Origin of the sequence: Saccharopolyspora sp. 6V, assembly GCF_020176785.1 — a bacterium.
In the GTDB taxonomy this organism is placed as follows: Bacteria; Actinomycetota; Actinomycetes; order Mycobacteriales; family Pseudonocardiaceae; genus Saccharopolyspora_C; species Saccharopolyspora_C gregorii.
Genome location: NZ_JAIUKB010000029.1, coordinates 38,022 through 51,632, shown reverse-complemented (window position 1 = coordinate 51,632; position 13,611 = coordinate 38,022). Strand labels below are relative to the sequence as shown.

Here is a 13,611-nt window from a genome sequence, read left to right as displayed (position 1 = left end):
TCGGCGCCCCGCCGCGCCTCCCGGCCGGGGGGGGGGGGGGCGGGGGGGGGGGGGGGCCGGCGCCCCCCCCCCCCCCCCGGCGACGCGTCACTGCAGGGTGGCGAAGGCGGCTTCGCGGGCGCGGGCCGCGTTCGGGGCGTTCTTCGCCTCCTCCGCGGCCTTCTGGTACGCCACCAGCGGATGTGCGGCGAGGGCGGAGCCGACGGCGGGCACCGCGGCGGCCCCCATCGACAGGCTGCTGACGCCGAGCCCGGCGAGCACGCCCGCCAGCAGCGGGTCCGACGCGGCCTCGCCGCAGACGCCGACGGGCTTGCCGAGCCGGTGCCCGGCCTGCCCGATCAGCGCGACCAGCCGCAGCAGCGCCGGTTGCCACGGGTCGTTGAGCCCGGCGAGCGCGCCGGACATGCGGTCGGCGGCGAACACGTACTGCGCGAGGTCGTTGGTGCCGACGCTGACGAAGTCGACGGCGTCGAGCACTTCGTCGGCGGTGAGCGCGGCGGCCGGGACCTCGATCATCACCCCGGCCCGGCCGAGGCCCGCGGCGCGCACCCGGTCGGCGAACCAGGCGGCCTCGTCGGCGGTGGCGACCATCGGCGCCATCACCGAGACCTTCGCGCCGGAGTCCTGCTCGGCCCCGGCGATGGCCTCCAGCTGCCGGTCCAGCACGCCGGGCCGCTCGAAGCAGACCCGCAGCCCGCGGACGCCGAGCGCCGGGTTCGGCTCGGTGCCCATGTCCAGGAAGGACAGCGGTTTGTCGGCGCCCGCGTCGAGGGTGCGCACGACGACCGGCCTGCCCTCGAACGGGGACAGCACTTCGGCGTAGGCGGCGCGCTGGGTGCGCACGTCGGGTTCCTCGTCGGCGCCGAGGTAGCAGAACTCGGTGCGGAACAGGCCGACGCCCTGCGCCCCGGCCTCCACCGCGAGCCGCGCGTCGACGGCGGACCCGACGTTGGCGACGATGGACACGGCGTGCCCGTCGGCGGTGCCGCCGGCGCCGTTCCAGTCCACGCCCCGCCCGCGCTCGGCGGCCCGGGTGCGCACCGGTTCGCCGGACGTCTCGACGCTGCCGGTCGCGGCGCCGACGAGCACGCCGACGACGGGCGCCGCGGCGAGGATGCCGCGGGCCGCGACGACGGCGGGGATGCCGAGCGCGCGGGCCAGGATCGCGGTGTGGCTGGTGGGGCCGCCCTCCTCGGTGACCAGCGCGAGCACCAGCCGCGGATCGAGGTCGGCGGTGTCGGCCGGCGCGAGGTCGCGGGCGAGCAGGACGCTCGGCCGGTCCAGGTCGGGCACGCCCGGCGGGGTGGCGCCGAGCAGTTCGGCGATGACGCGGTCCCGCACGTCGTGGATGTCCCGGACGCGTTCGGCGAGGTAGCCGCCCGCGTTGCGCAGCGCGTCGGCGAAGCCGTTGGCGGCTTCGTGCACGGCGCGCGGCGCGGGGAGCGCGTTGTTGGTGACCAGTTGTTCGGCTTGGGACAGCAGCGCCGGGTCCAGCGCCATGGCGGCGGTGGTCTCCAGCACGGCCTTGGCTTCGCCCCCGACGACTCCGGCACGTTCGAACAGCCGGTTCGCGACGGCTTCGGCGGCCGGGCGGATCCGGCGCGCTTCGGCCGCGGCGTCGGCGGGCGCCGGGGTCGCGGCCGGTTCGGGGAGGGCTTCGGCGACCCTGGCGACCGGGCCGGATGCTCGGCCGGAGCTGACTCCGACACCAGTGAACAGCGACATGGTCTAGACCATACCCTTCTCTTGCGGCCTCTCCTCGATCGTAGGCAGGGCTCATCCGATCGGCCCGGAAATGCACCGCCGGAACGGGCACGCCAGGTGATTCGGTGACCCAGTACGTACCCGTACGGAGCAGCGGTTCAGCTGACCGATGAGTAACCGATGAGTAGCCGTACGGATCCCGCCGGACCCCTTCGGCCGACAGAGTGTGCTCATGGCAACACAGCGCACAGCACGCACGATCGCAGGCCCCGCTTCCGACCTCGGCGACCTCGCCGATCCGATCGACCGGATCGCCGTGATGTTCACCGAGCTGGGGACCGAACTCGGCGTGCTCGGGGAGCAGCTTCGCGGTCCGGCCGCGCAGCGCGCAACGGCATCTGGGGAAACCACGACGAACACCGAAGGTGACACCGTGATCACTGGGGAACGCTCCGCACCGACCGGCGGCATCCTCGCCGCGCCACCCGACCGACCGACACCCGGCGGCAGCAGACGTGCCCGACCGGGCGCACCCGACCGGATCCCGCTCCCGACGGCGACGATCCGCACCGGGACCGCACCGATCCCCGGCGAGCCCGTCGACACCAGCTTCGCCGAACCGACGCAGACCCCGGCCGCGCCCGCGGCGGGGGCTGCCCCGTCTTCGGGGGCCGGTCGTGGCGAGCCGGGAGAGTCCGACTCCTGCGGAACTTCCGGCGAGCCCGGCTCGTCCGGTGGAACCCTCCCTTCCCACGAATCCGAGCCTTCCCACGAATCCGAGCCTCCCCACTACTTGGAGCCTTCCCGCGACTTCGGGACACCTCGCGAGCCCGACCCCGCCCTCGGTTCCGGTGCGTCCCAGGAGCCCGGTTCTCCTCGCGACCCCGATCCCTCCCCGGGTTCCGGCGCGGCGCGCGAGCCCCGTTCTCCCAGCGAGCCCCGTTCTCCCAGCGAATCCCGTTCTCCCGGCGAATCCCGTTCTCCCCGCGACTTCGCTCCTTCCCGCGATCTCGGCTCCTCGCACGACTCCGGCACGCCCAGCGACCCCGGCAGCCACGACGGTTCCAGCACCGTCGAGCCCGGCGCGGCGCGGAACTCCGCCGGACCCGCCACCTCCCAGCCCCCGGCCGGACCGGCCGCGCACTTCGTCCCGCCGCAGCCAGACGGACTGCTGACGTGGCTCAACCGCCCGGTCGGCGGCGGCTACCCGCAGCACCCGGCGACCGTTCCGCCCCCGCACCACCACGCACCGCTGCACCCGGCCTCGCACCCGTTCACCGGCACCGCGCCACCGCCCCCGCCGCGACCGACGCCGCTGGACCGGATGGCGAACTGGACCGCTCGGCAGGGCACCCGGCTGCTCGCCTGGGCCGGGGCCGCGATCACGCTGCTCGGCGTCGTGCTGCTCATGGTCATGGCCGTGCAGCACGGCTGGATCGGACCGGTCGGCCGGACCGCGGGCGGCGCCGCCCTGGGCGCGGTGCTGCTCGGGTGCGCGTTCCAGGTGCGGCGGCGCTCGACCGCGGCCGCCGGGGCGTTCGCGCTGGCCGCCACCGGCATCGCCGTGTTCTACCTGGACGTGCTGGCCGCGACCGCGCTCTACGAGTTCCTGCCCGCGCCGGCCGGGCTCGCCGCCGCCCTGGTGCTCGCGCTGCTCGGGTTGTGGCTGGCCGACCGCTGGCTCTCGCAGGCCCTCGCGGTCGGCGTGGTGCTGGGCTGCGCGCTGTGCGCGCCGCTGCTGTTCGGCCCGGTGCCGGCGGAACCCGCCTCCACCGCGCTGCTCACCGGGTTCCTCGTCGTGCTCAAGGTCGCCGCGATGCCGGTGCAGGTGCGCCGGTCCTGGCGCGGGCTCACCGCCGCCTCCGCGGTCCCGGCGGTGCTGGCCGCGGTCGTCGCCGACGGCCACGCGCTGCTCGCGGGCGACCCGTGGCCCGCGACGGCGGCCGCGCTGGCGGTGGCCTGCGCGGGAGTCGCGCTCGCCGTGGTCACCGCGCGCCACCGCCCGCGCGACCCGCTCGCGATCGCGCTGCTCGTCGCCGCCGGGGCCCCGACCCTGCTCGTCGCACCGCTGCTGGACCGCTGGTCCGCGCTGGGGGTGCTGGTGCTCGTCGCCGCGGCGCAGGGCGCGGTGTGGGCCGGTGGCCTGGCGAGCGCGGTGCCCCGGGTGCTCGGCACCGTCGCGGGCGGGATGGCCGCGCTGACCGCGTTCCAGGCGACGCTGCTGGTCGCCGGTGGTTCCGGCCGGTCGCTGGGGCTGCTCGCGGAGGCGGTGCTGCTGGCGCTGCTCGCGCACCGGTTGCGCGGCAGGGGACTGCTGCTGGGCGCCGCGCTGTTCGGCACCGCCGGAACGCTGCTCGCGCTGGTCGCCGAGGTGCCGCCGACGTCGTTCCTGCTGTTCCCCGCCGGGCCCTTCCCGGCCGGTTCGACCTCGGCGGTGCTCTCCGGTGTGGTCGCGTTCCTGCTGATCGGCGCCGCCGCCGCGAGCACGACCTGGTCCGCGGTCCGGTTGGGCGTGCTGGCGGCGAGCCCGCGCGCGGTGCTGCCCGCAGCCCTCGGCGTGCTCTACGGCGGGAGCGGCGCGGTGCTGGCGCTGAGCCTGCTGGTGGTGCCCGGCCCGGCCGGGTTCCTCGCCGGGCACGCCCTGATCACCGTCTCCTGGCTGGCGACCGCGCTGCTGGCGCTGCTGCGCGGGATCCGCTCGGTGTCCGCGCGCGTGACCGGGTTCGTGCTCGTCGGGGCCGCGCTGGCGAAGCTGCTGCTGTTCGACCTGGCGGCGCTGTCCGGGTTGGTGCGGGTGCTGGCGTTCCTGGCGGCCGGGCTCCTGCTGCTGGCCGGGGGCACCCGCTACGCGCGGCTGGTCGGGGAGCGCGAGGAGCGGGCCACCGCGTGATCGCGGGTCGGCGCGGGCGCGGCGACAGGTCGGTGTGTCGACATGTCGCCGCGTCGACACGCCCGGTCGTGCCTCGGGTCGACGTGTCGACATGTCGGCGGGGCGACTCGGCGGGAGCGACTCGGCGGGGCGGAGACCGCTCGGAGCGGACTTCGCGTCCGGCAGGTGCCGCGACGGCGGAGCTAGGCCGCGGCGGAGCCGAGGTCGAGCGGTCGGGTGGGGCCAAGGCCGCGCCGGGTCGAGAAACAGCGGCTGGACCAAGACGGGCGCTGATCAAGACGGCCGTCGAAGACGGGCCCTGCGGGTCGGGACGGGGCCGGGTCGGGACGGGACGGGGCCGGGTCGAGACGGGGCCGGGTCGAGACGGCGCCGGGTCGAGATGACGCCGAGTCAAGACGTCGATGAGTCGAGACGGCGACATGTCGACAAATCGGCATGAGGCCCGGCGACTCCCGGATCACGTCCCCCGCGCAGCGTTCGCCGCAACTCCAACCACCGAACTCCGGAACGTTCCCACCCTTTCGGGGGTAGTTCTCGACCAAGTGGCATCCGCGCGACGCGGCCGCGCGTCAGACTGGATGAGTTGCTGCTCGCCGGTATCGCGCCACCGGCGATCGCAACCCCCAGGCGCCGGCCGTGACGCCCCCCGTGCGGCCGGCCCCTGGTCCCACTCCCGGGGAGCTCAGCGATCCCGCTTCAGGCCCAGGGCGTTCAAGGTGCCTTCGACGGGACCGGGCTTGTGGTCCGGCAGCAGCTCGGGGGCGTGCTCGCGCACCGCGTCCAGCACCTGCCCCGCCGACGGGTTCACCGCCGTCCAGTCGCCCAGCACGACCGTCGGCACCGTCTCGTTGCCGTCGGCGATCGAGCGGACCACCGCGGCCGCGTCCTGCTCCTGCCAGATGTCGACGTCCCGGTACTCCAGGCCCTGGCGCCGCAGGCCAGCCCGCAGCGACGTGCAGAACGGGCAACCCGGCCTGGTGTAGACGATCAGCTCCGCGGCGCCCATCGGCCGCACCTCCCTGCTTCCGGGCCGGAGCCCGTTGCCGTGATGTTCTCGTGCGCGCAGTGGTCCCCGCGTCCCCGGCTTCCGACGCGACCGCGTCCACCGGGAACGGCGTTCCCGAGCCCGGCGCTCCGGTTCCCGGGTGGCCCGGGCCCGCTCCCACGGTCGGGCGATCACCGACGAGTGATCCACTGGCCTCCACCGCGCAACGCCACCGCCGCTCGGCTTATTCCTGATCACCGAAACGGGCGTTCCACCGGTCCGGCCGCTACGACCCGTTACGGTGCCCGTGACGTCCCGATCCGCGCCGCAGCGCCAGCACCAGCGGCAGCACTCGATGGAGCGACCGCATGACGAGCCAGGGCACCCGGCGCGAACGCATCCGTGCGGCCACCGATCTGGAGATCCTCGAACACGCGCGCGCCCTGCTCATCGCGCAGGGGCGGGACGCGGTGACGTTGCGCGCCATCGCCCGCGAGCTCGGCATCACCGCGCCCGCGCTGTACCGCTACTACGACTCGCGGGAAGACCTGCTGCGCAGGCTCGGCGACGACGTCTGCACCGACCTGGTCGACGAGCTCAACGAACGGCTGGAGCAGGTGGACCCGGCTGATTTCCGCGGCAAGCTCAACGCGGTCTGCCACGGGTTCCGCCGCTGGGCGCTCGCCCACCCGAAGGAGTTCGCGCTGGTGTTCGCCACGCGGTCCGACGAGACCGGCGAACCGGGTGCGTCGGCGCGCGGCGACGGCTCGGACGACCGGTTCGCCGGGGTGTTCATGAGCGTCATCGGGCCGCTCATGGTCGAAGCGACCACGCTCGTGCGGCACGACGCCGCGCCCGCCGACCTGCAGGCCGAGCTCGCCGCCAACCAGCGGGCCCTCGCGCACGCCTTCGCCGAGGACGTCCCCGAGAGCGCCTACGACACCGATGCGGTGTTCGTGCTGCTGCGCTGGTGGGTGCGGTTGTACGGGCACGTGGCGCTGGAGGTGTTCGGGCGGTTCCCGTTCGCGCTGGTCAACTCGGACCGCTTGTACGAGTCGCAGCTCGACGAGCTGGCCGCGGAGATCGGCATCGCCTGATCCGGGCGAGAACGCTCCGCGGCGCGATCCGGTTGCCCGCCGGTCCGGGATCTCACTCCTGCCCGGCCGGGGGCATCCTCGGCCGGTGCCGCGCGTCTTGTGGTCGAGGAACACGACGACCGCCAGGAGGCACCACATGCTCAGCACCGCGAAGTTCCGCCGCGTCGCCACCGCCACCGCGCTCAGCGCCCTGGTCGGCGGAGGTGCGCTGCTCACCGCGGGCGCGGCAGCCGCCGCGGACGCCCCCGAGTACCCCTGGTGCACGCCGGGTGACCTGGACGTCTCGGTGGCGGAGGGCCACGCGCCGGACGACGGGCGGCTGTTCGCTATCACCTTCGCGGCGAAGCCCGGGGTGTCCTGCGAGGTCGAGGGCGCGCCGTCGTCCCTGATCTTCTTCGACGGAGAGGCGCAGCAGCCCGTCGAGGTGATCAGCCCCGAGCCGGGTTCCGCGCAGCGGTACACGATCGACGAGCAGCACCCCGGCGTCGCCTACGTGGCCACCCCGCCGGAGTCCTCCGACCCGATCCCGGTCTCGACGGCCCAGCTCACCCTGCCGCAGGGCGGCGGGATCGGCGTCGACTGGCCGAGCGCGATCGACGGCCCCCTCCACGTCGGCGACATCGGCCCGGCGGTGAGCTGACGAGGGCCCTCGCAGCCGCGGGCCGCCGGAGCACGAACCACCCGCGGGTTCTCGACGGGATCCGTGCGAGCACGGCGCCGTCGCCCGTGGCGCGGCCACCGGTGAACGTTCCCGCAGCGGGACGGCCAACCGGGGTTCCGCCAGGCTCGGCGCGAGGCGGGTTCGGCAGCGGGGTGCGCGGCCGGGGGACCGGGAGAGGGGAACGGTTCCCCGGCCGCGCGTGTGACACCCCTGCTTCCCGGTCCCCACCGGGTTTCTCCGCGATTCGGACCGAGGCCGCATTCTTCGGGGTGGTGCGGATCGGGGTCCGAATCGGACAGGATCGTCGGCTCAGTAGCCGAAGTCCTGGGTCCAGGTCGAGCCGCCGTCGTCGATGCCGACGCCGATGCTCTTGAGCGAGCAGTTCAGGATGTTGCGCTTGTGCCCGTCGGACTTCATCCAGGCGTCCATGACCTGTTCGGCGCTGCGCTGCCCCTGGGCGATGTTCTCGGCGCCGGCGGACGGGTGACCGGCCTTCTTGATCCGCTGGTCGAAGGTGACGCCTTCCGGCGTGGTGTGCGAGAAGTAGCCGCGGGTGGCCATGTCGGAGCTGTGCCCGGTGGCGGCTTCGGCGAGCCGCTGGTCTGCGGTGACCGGCCCGCAACCGGCGTTCGCCCGCTGTTCGTTCACCAGCTCGACGACGCGCTGCTGCTGCCCGGTGTCGGCGGCGAACGCTTGAGCCGGAACCGCGATCCCGGCCCCGAGCGCCACTGCCGCGAGACCCGAAGCGATTACGGAACGTTGCGAATTGGTCCATGCCATGGGGCCGAAAGCTACCCAAGGCGAGTGAGATTGTTCCGTTATATGTGCGCCAAGGCACAGATCAAGACACTATCCGTGCTCAAAGTCGTTCCGATCTTTTCACCCATATGGGCGTAGATCAATTCCTCTCATTCACCACGCAACAGTGTCGGATCGAACAGGAACCGGAAGAATCCGGGTACCGCACGACAGCGGCCCCCCGACCGCGAGGTCGAGCGGGCCGCCGGTTCCGGAGATCAGCCGAGGGTGCGGTCGTGCGCGCGCTGCGCGTCCTGCCGCGCGTGCTCCGCGCCCGTCGCGATCGGCGCCGTCAGCCACTGGCGGGGCAGGCCGAACGCCTCCACCAGCTCGACGGCGTGCGGCCGCAGGCCCTGGCAGAGCCCGTTCACCGCCTCGGTCACCGCCTTCGCGCGCCGCGGCGTGATCCGCTCGTGCTCCAGGAACCAGCCGCGGTCCTCCTCGATCGTGCTGAGCACGTACAGGTCGCACACCCGCTCCAGCAGCTGCGCCGTCGCCGGGTCGGGGCACCGCTCGACACCGGCGACGAACGCCTCCAGCACGACCCGGTCGATGTGCACCCGCGCCGCCCGCAGCACGTGGTCCTGGGCGTTGTTGAACACCGCGAACGGGTCGGCGTCCTTGCCCGCGGCGCGGCGCAGCCTGCGGGCGAGCCCGTCGAGCACGTGCCGCTCGCGCTCGTCGAACAGCTTCAGCTGCCAGCCGCGGTCGAACACCGCGTCCTCGTCGTCCCGCGCCGCGTCGATCAGGCGCTGCACCAGCGACTTCGCCGCGGTGCGCTCGATGACGGTGCCGACGAACTGGTCGGCGACGAAGCGGGCCATGCCGACGGTGCCGAGCTCGTCGAACTGGTCCTTGTAATCGGTGAGCAGCCCCTTCGCGACCAGCTGCAGCAGCACCGTGTTGTCGCCCTCGAAGGTGGTGAACACGTCGGTGTCCGCCTTGAGCTGCGGCAGCTGGTTCTCCGCCAGGTAGCCGGCGCCGCCGCAGGCCTCGCGCGCGGTCTGGATGGCGTGCGTGGCGTGCCAGGTGGTCACCGCCTTGAGCCCGGCCGCGCGGGACTCTAGCTCGCGCTGCGCCCGCTCGTCGCCGGAGACCGAGACGTCGTGCAGCGTCTGCACCAGCTGCTCCTGCGCGAAGTGCAGCGCGTAGGACTTCGCCAGCGCCGGCAGCAGCTTGCGCTGGTGGGCGAGGTAGTCGAGCACCACGGTCTCCTCCGAGGTGCCCGGGCGGTCGAACTGCCTGCGCGCGGTCGCGTAGCGCAGCGCGATCTCCAGCGCGAGCTTCGCGGTGCTGCCCGCCGTCCCCGCCACCGAGATCCGGCCGCGGATGAGCGTGCCGAGCATGGTGAAGAACCGCTTGCCGGTGCTCTCGATCGGGCTGCTGTAGGTGCCGTCGGCGGCCACGTCGCCGTAGCGGTTGAGCAGCGATTCGCGCGGCACCCGCACCTGGTCGAAGGTGATCCGGCCGTTGTCGACCCCGTTGAGCCCGGCCTTGCGACCGCAGTCGGACAGGTGCACGCCGGGCATCGGCGCGCCCTGCTCGTCGCGGAGCGGCACCAGCAGCGCGTGCACGCCGTGCCGCTCGCCGCCGGTGATGAGCTGGGCGAACACCACCGCCATCCGCCCGTCGCGGGCGGCGTTGCCGATGTACTCCTTGCGCGCCGATTCGTGCGGGGTGTGCACGACGAACTCTTCGGTCGCCGGGTCGTAGGTGGCGGTGGTGCGCAGGTGCTGCACGTCCGATCCGTGACCGGTCTCGGTCATCGCGAAGCAGCCGGGCAGGTCCAGGTTCATGATCGAGGGCAGGTAGCGCTCGTGGTGGCGCTCGGTGCCGAGCGCCTGCACCGCGCCGCCGAACAGGCCCCACTGCACACCGGACTTGACCATCAGCGACAGGTTCCCGGCGAGCATCTCCAGCGAGACGACGGAGCCGCCGACGTCGCCCCGGCCGCCTTGCGCGACGGGGAAGCCGATCTCGGGGATGCCGCTCTTGACCAGCAGGTGCAGCTGTTCGAGGGTCTGCGCGCGGTGGGCCTCGGTGTCGAGGTGGTCGCCGGGCGGGAGTTCGGTGCCCTCCAGGGCTTCGCGCACCTTGGCGCGGACTCCAGCCCAGCGCCCGTCGAGCAGCGTCGCCAGTTCGGTCGCGTCGAACCGGGCGGGGGTCTTCGGGATGTCCATGCCAGCCTCCACAGGTCTGGTGCCGTCGGCGCCGAGCTTAGTTACTCGCCAGTAACTCGACCATGTGACCTCGCTCGCCACCGCGCCCGTGATGCGGGCCGCGATCGATCCTGCCGACCCGCGGCCACCGCCCACCGCCCCGACACGCGGACGAGCGCGAAACGGCCCGCCACCCGGGAGCCGGGGGAGCGGGCCGCTCGTGCGGAACGGGGTCAGGCCACGACGTTGACCAGCCGGCCCGGCACCACGATCACCTTGCGCGGCTCCTCGCCGTCCAGCGCCGCGACCACCTTCTCGTCGGCCATCGCCGCCGCGCGCACCTCGTCCTGGCCCGCGGACGCGGGCACCACGACGCGGGAGCGGACCTTGCCGTTGATCTGGATCGGGTACTCGGCGGTGTCCTCCACCAGGTAGCGGTCGTCGGCCGCCGGGAACGGGCCGCGCGCCAGGCTCTCGGCGTGGCCCAGCCGCTGCCACAGCTCCTCCGCCAGGTGCGGCGTCAGCGGCGCGACCATCAGCACCAGCGGCTCCACCACCGCGCGCGGCGTGCCCGCCGCGCCCGAGTACGCCTTGGTGACCCGGTTGTTCAGCTCGATCAGCTTCGCCACCGCCGTGTTGAACCGCAGCGCGTCGAAGTCCTCCCGCACGCCGTCGATCGTCTTGTTCAGGGCGCGCAGCACCTCGTCGTCCGGCTGCTCCTCGGTGACGCGCAGCTCGCCGGTGGTCTCGTCGACGACGTTGCGCCACAGGCGCTGCAGGAACCGGTGCGAGCCGACGACGTCCTTCGTCGCCCACGGCCGCGAGGTGTCCAGCGGGCCCATCGCCATCTCGTACAGCCGCAGCGTGTCGGCGCCGTAGGCGTCGGCCATCTCGTCTGGGGAGACGGAGTTCTTCAGGCTCTTGCCCATCTTCCCGTACTCGCGGCGCACCTCCTCGCCGTCGAAGAAGAACTTCCCGTCCCGCTCCTCGACCTGCTCGGCGGGCACGTACACGCCGCGCGCGTCGGTGTAGGCGAACGCCTGGATGTAGCCCTGGTTGTACAGCCGCCGGTACGGCTCCTCCGAGCTCAGGAAGCCCAGGTCGAACAGCACCTTGTGCCAGAACCGGGAGTACAGCAGGTGCAGCACCGCGTGCTCCACGCCGCCGACGTACAGGTCCAGCCCGCCCGGGTCGGTCGCGCCGTGGCTCGCCGGGCGCGGGCCCATCCAGTACCGCTCGTTGGCGGGGTCGACGAACTCGGAGTCGTTCACCGGGTCGATGTAGCGCAGCTGGTACCAGCAGGAACCGGCCCACTGCGGCATCACGTTGGTGTCGCGGCGGTAGTGCTTGAGGCCGTCGCCCAGGTCCAGCTCCACCTCGGCCCACTCGGTGGCCTTCGCCAGCGGCGGTTCGGGGCTGCTGTCCGCGTCCTCCGGGTCGAAGGTGCGCGGCGAGTAGTCCGCGACCTCCGGCAGCACCACCGGCAGCGAGCTCTCCGGCACGCCCAGCGGCTCGCCGTCCTCGCCGTAGACGATGGGGAACGGCTCGCCCCAGTAGCGCTGCCGGGCGAACAGCCAGTCCCGCAGCTTGTACTGCACGGTGCCGGTGCCGTGGCCGCGCTCGGCCAGCCAGTCGACGACGGTGCGCTTGGCCTCGTCCAGGTCCAGCCCGTTCAGGTCCAGCCCGGCCGCGGGGTTCGCGGAGTTGATCCGCGGCCCGTCACCGGTGAAGGCGCCGTCGACGTGGTCCTCGGTGGGCTGCACGGTGCGCACCACCGGCAGCTCGAAGGCCTGCGCGAAGTCCCAGTCGCGGGTGTCCTCGCCGGGCACCGCCATGATCGCGCCGGTGCCGTAGCCCATCAGCACGTAGTCCGCGACGAACACCGGGATCCGGCTGCCGTTGACCGGGTTGGTGGCCCACGCGCCGGTGAACACGCCGGTCTTGTCCTTGTTCTCCTGGCGGTCCAGGTCGGACTTCATCGACGCGGTGCGGCGGTAGTCGGCGACGGCCTGCGCCGGAGTGGGGGCGCCGCCGGTCCAGCCGTCGCGGGTGCCCTCCGGCCACTCGGCCGCGGTCAGCTCGTCGACCAGCGGGTGCTCCGGGGCCAGCACCAGGTAGGTGACGCCGAACAGGGTGTCCGGGCGGGTGGTGAAGACCTCGACCCGCTCGGCGGAGCCGTCCAGCGCGAAGGTGACGTTGGCACCCTGCGAGCGGCCGATCCAGTTCCGCTGCATGCTCTTGACCTTGTCCGGCCAGTCCAGCCGGTCCAGGTCGTCCACCAGCCGGTCGGCGTAGGCGGTGATCCGCATCATCCACTGCTTGAGGTTGCGGCGGAACACCGGGAAGTTGCCGCGCTCGGTCAGGCCGTCGGCCGTGACCTCCTCGTTCGCCACCACGGTGCCCAGGCCGGGCGCCCAGTTCACCGGCGCCTCGGACAGGTACGCCAGCCGGTAGGAGTCGATCAGCTCGCGCTGCTCGGCGCGGTCCAGCTCGGCCCAGGGACGCCCGTCCGGGGTGCTGCGCACGCCGTCGGCGAACTCCTGCTCCAGCTCGGAGATCCGCCGTGCCCGGCCCTTGCCGCCGTCCGCGTCCGGGTCGTACCAGGCGTGGAACACCTGCAGGAAGATCCACTGGGTCCACTTGTAGAACTCGATGTCGGTGGTGGCGATGCGACGGCGCTCGTCGTGGCCCAGGCCCAGCCGGCGGATCTGGCGCAGGTAGCGCTCGATGTTCTGCTCGGTCGTGGTGCGCGGGTGCGTGCCGGTCTGCACCGCGTACTGCTCGGCGGGCAGGCCGAACGCGTCGAAGCCCATCGTGTGCAGCACGTTGCGGCCCAGCATCCGGTGGAAGCGGGCGTAGACGTCGGTGCCGATGAAGCCCAGCGGGTGCCCGACGTGCAGCCCCGAACCGGAGGGGTACGGGAACATGTCCTGGATGAACAGCTTGTTCGCCGCGTCCAGCTCGGAACCGGTGCTCAGCGGCCCGGACGGGTTCGGCGCGTGGAAGGTGCCGAGCTCCTCCCAGCGCTGCTGCCAGCGCTGCTCGACCTGCGCCGCCGTCTCCGCGGTGTAGCGGAACCGGGGCGTCTCCTCACCCCCGCCCGACGTTCCCGTCGGCTCGCTCGTCGCACCTGCTGCCTGGCCGCTCATCAACCGCGTTTCCTTCCCTGCTCACCGCGCGGATCGCACACCCCCAGTGTGCCGCCCACCCCCAACCGCTTTTCCGCAGGCCCGTCCGGAGGCCGCGCGGCGGGTCGCCGGTGGCCGGACGATCCCGGGCGGCACCGCTGATCGGAACCCCTGCTCGCCGTGTGATCC

The 13,611-nt window shown here is 73.4% G+C and carries 8 protein-coding genes; 3 read left to right on the top strand and 5 right to left on the bottom strand.

Translation table 11 applies throughout. The annotated features are described in order from the left end of the window. Nucleotides 1-87 precede the first annotated feature (87 nt). Complete coding sequence (locus tag LCD35_RS06645) at nt 88-1,725, bottom strand: phosphoenolpyruvate--protein phosphotransferase (RefSeq protein WP_225043906.1); 1,638 nt, start codon at nt 1,723-1,725, stop codon at nt 88-90. 772 nt (nt 1,726-2,497) lie between these two features. On the opposite strand from LCD35_RS06645, the gene LCD35_RS06640 reads away from it, so the two are divergent. Continuing rightward, a complete protein-coding gene (locus LCD35_RS06640) occupies nt 2,498-4,594 on the top strand; it encodes a DUF2339 domain-containing protein (RefSeq protein WP_225043905.1) in 2,097 nt (698 codons plus the stop codon). A 682-nt stretch (nt 4,595-5,276) separates the two neighbouring features. On the opposite strand, the gene LCD35_RS06635 is transcribed toward LCD35_RS06640, so the two are convergent. Continuing rightward, the gene (locus LCD35_RS06635) at nt 5,277-5,600 is read right to left on the bottom strand and encodes a glutaredoxin domain-containing protein (RefSeq protein WP_224957062.1); all 324 of its coding nucleotides are present in this window, start codon (nt 5,598-5,600) and stop codon (nt 5,277-5,279) included. A 347-nt stretch (nt 5,601-5,947) separates the two neighbouring features. On the opposite strand from LCD35_RS06635, the gene LCD35_RS06630 reads away from it, so the two are divergent. After that, a complete protein-coding gene (locus LCD35_RS06630) occupies nt 5,948-6,676 on the top strand; it encodes a TetR/AcrR family transcriptional regulator (protein WP_224957060.1) in 729 nt (242 codons plus the stop codon). Between the two features lie 136 nt (nt 6,677-6,812). Then, nucleotides 6,813-7,316 (top strand): DUF4232 domain-containing protein, encoded by a 504-nt coding sequence (locus LCD35_RS06625; protein WP_224957058.1) that lies wholly within the window; start codon nt 6,813-6,815, stop codon nt 7,314-7,316. Nucleotides 7,317-7,646: 330 nt separating this feature from the next. Here LCD35_RS06625 and LCD35_RS06620 read toward each other — a convergent pair whose 3' ends face one another. The 3 genes from LCD35_RS06620 to leuS form a co-directional block, all read right to left on the bottom strand. Then, the gene (locus LCD35_RS06620) at nt 7,647-8,066 is read right to left on the bottom strand and encodes a CAP domain-containing protein (protein ID WP_308011295.1); all 420 of its coding nucleotides are present in this window, start codon (nt 8,064-8,066) and stop codon (nt 7,647-7,649) included. 287 nt (nt 8,067-8,353) lie between these two features. Then, nucleotides 8,354-10,315, bottom strand: coding sequence for an acyl-CoA dehydrogenase (locus LCD35_RS06615; protein WP_224957053.1), 1,962 nt, complete (start codon nt 10,313-10,315; stop codon nt 8,354-8,356). Nucleotides 10,316-10,527: 212 nt separating this feature from the next. After that, nucleotides 10,528-13,443: a leucine--tRNA ligase gene (leuS, locus tag LCD35_RS06610; protein WP_224957051.1), complete on the bottom strand. Its 2,916-nt coding sequence runs from the start codon at nt 13,441-13,443 to the stop codon at nt 10,528-10,530. Nucleotides 13,444-13,611: the final 168 nt, after the last annotated feature.

What these genes read in the sequence shown, in the direction of transcription:
- LCD35_RS06645 (WP_225043906.1), bottom strand. Translation starts at nt 1,725, where the DNA reads ATGTCGCTGTTCACTGGTGTCGGAGTCAGCTCCGGCCGAGCATCCGGC.
- LCD35_RS06635 (WP_224957062.1), bottom strand. Translation starts at nt 5,600, where the DNA reads ATGGGCGCCGCGGAGCTGATCGTCTACACCAGGCCGGGTTGCCCGTTC.
- LCD35_RS06630 (WP_224957060.1), top strand. Translation starts at nt 5,948, where the DNA reads ATGACGAGCCAGGGCACCCGGCGCGAACGCATCCGTGCGGCCACCGAT.
- LCD35_RS06625 (WP_224957058.1), top strand. Translation starts at nt 6,813, where the DNA reads ATGCTCAGCACCGCGAAGTTCCGCCGCGTCGCCACCGCCACCGCGCTC.
- LCD35_RS06615 (WP_224957053.1), bottom strand. Translation starts at nt 10,315, where the DNA reads ATGGACATCCCGAAGACCCCCGCCCGGTTCGACGCGACCGAACTGGCG.
- leuS (WP_224957051.1), bottom strand. Translation starts at nt 13,443, where the DNA reads ATGAGCGGCCAGGCAGCAGGTGCGACGAGCGAGCCGACGGGAACGTCG.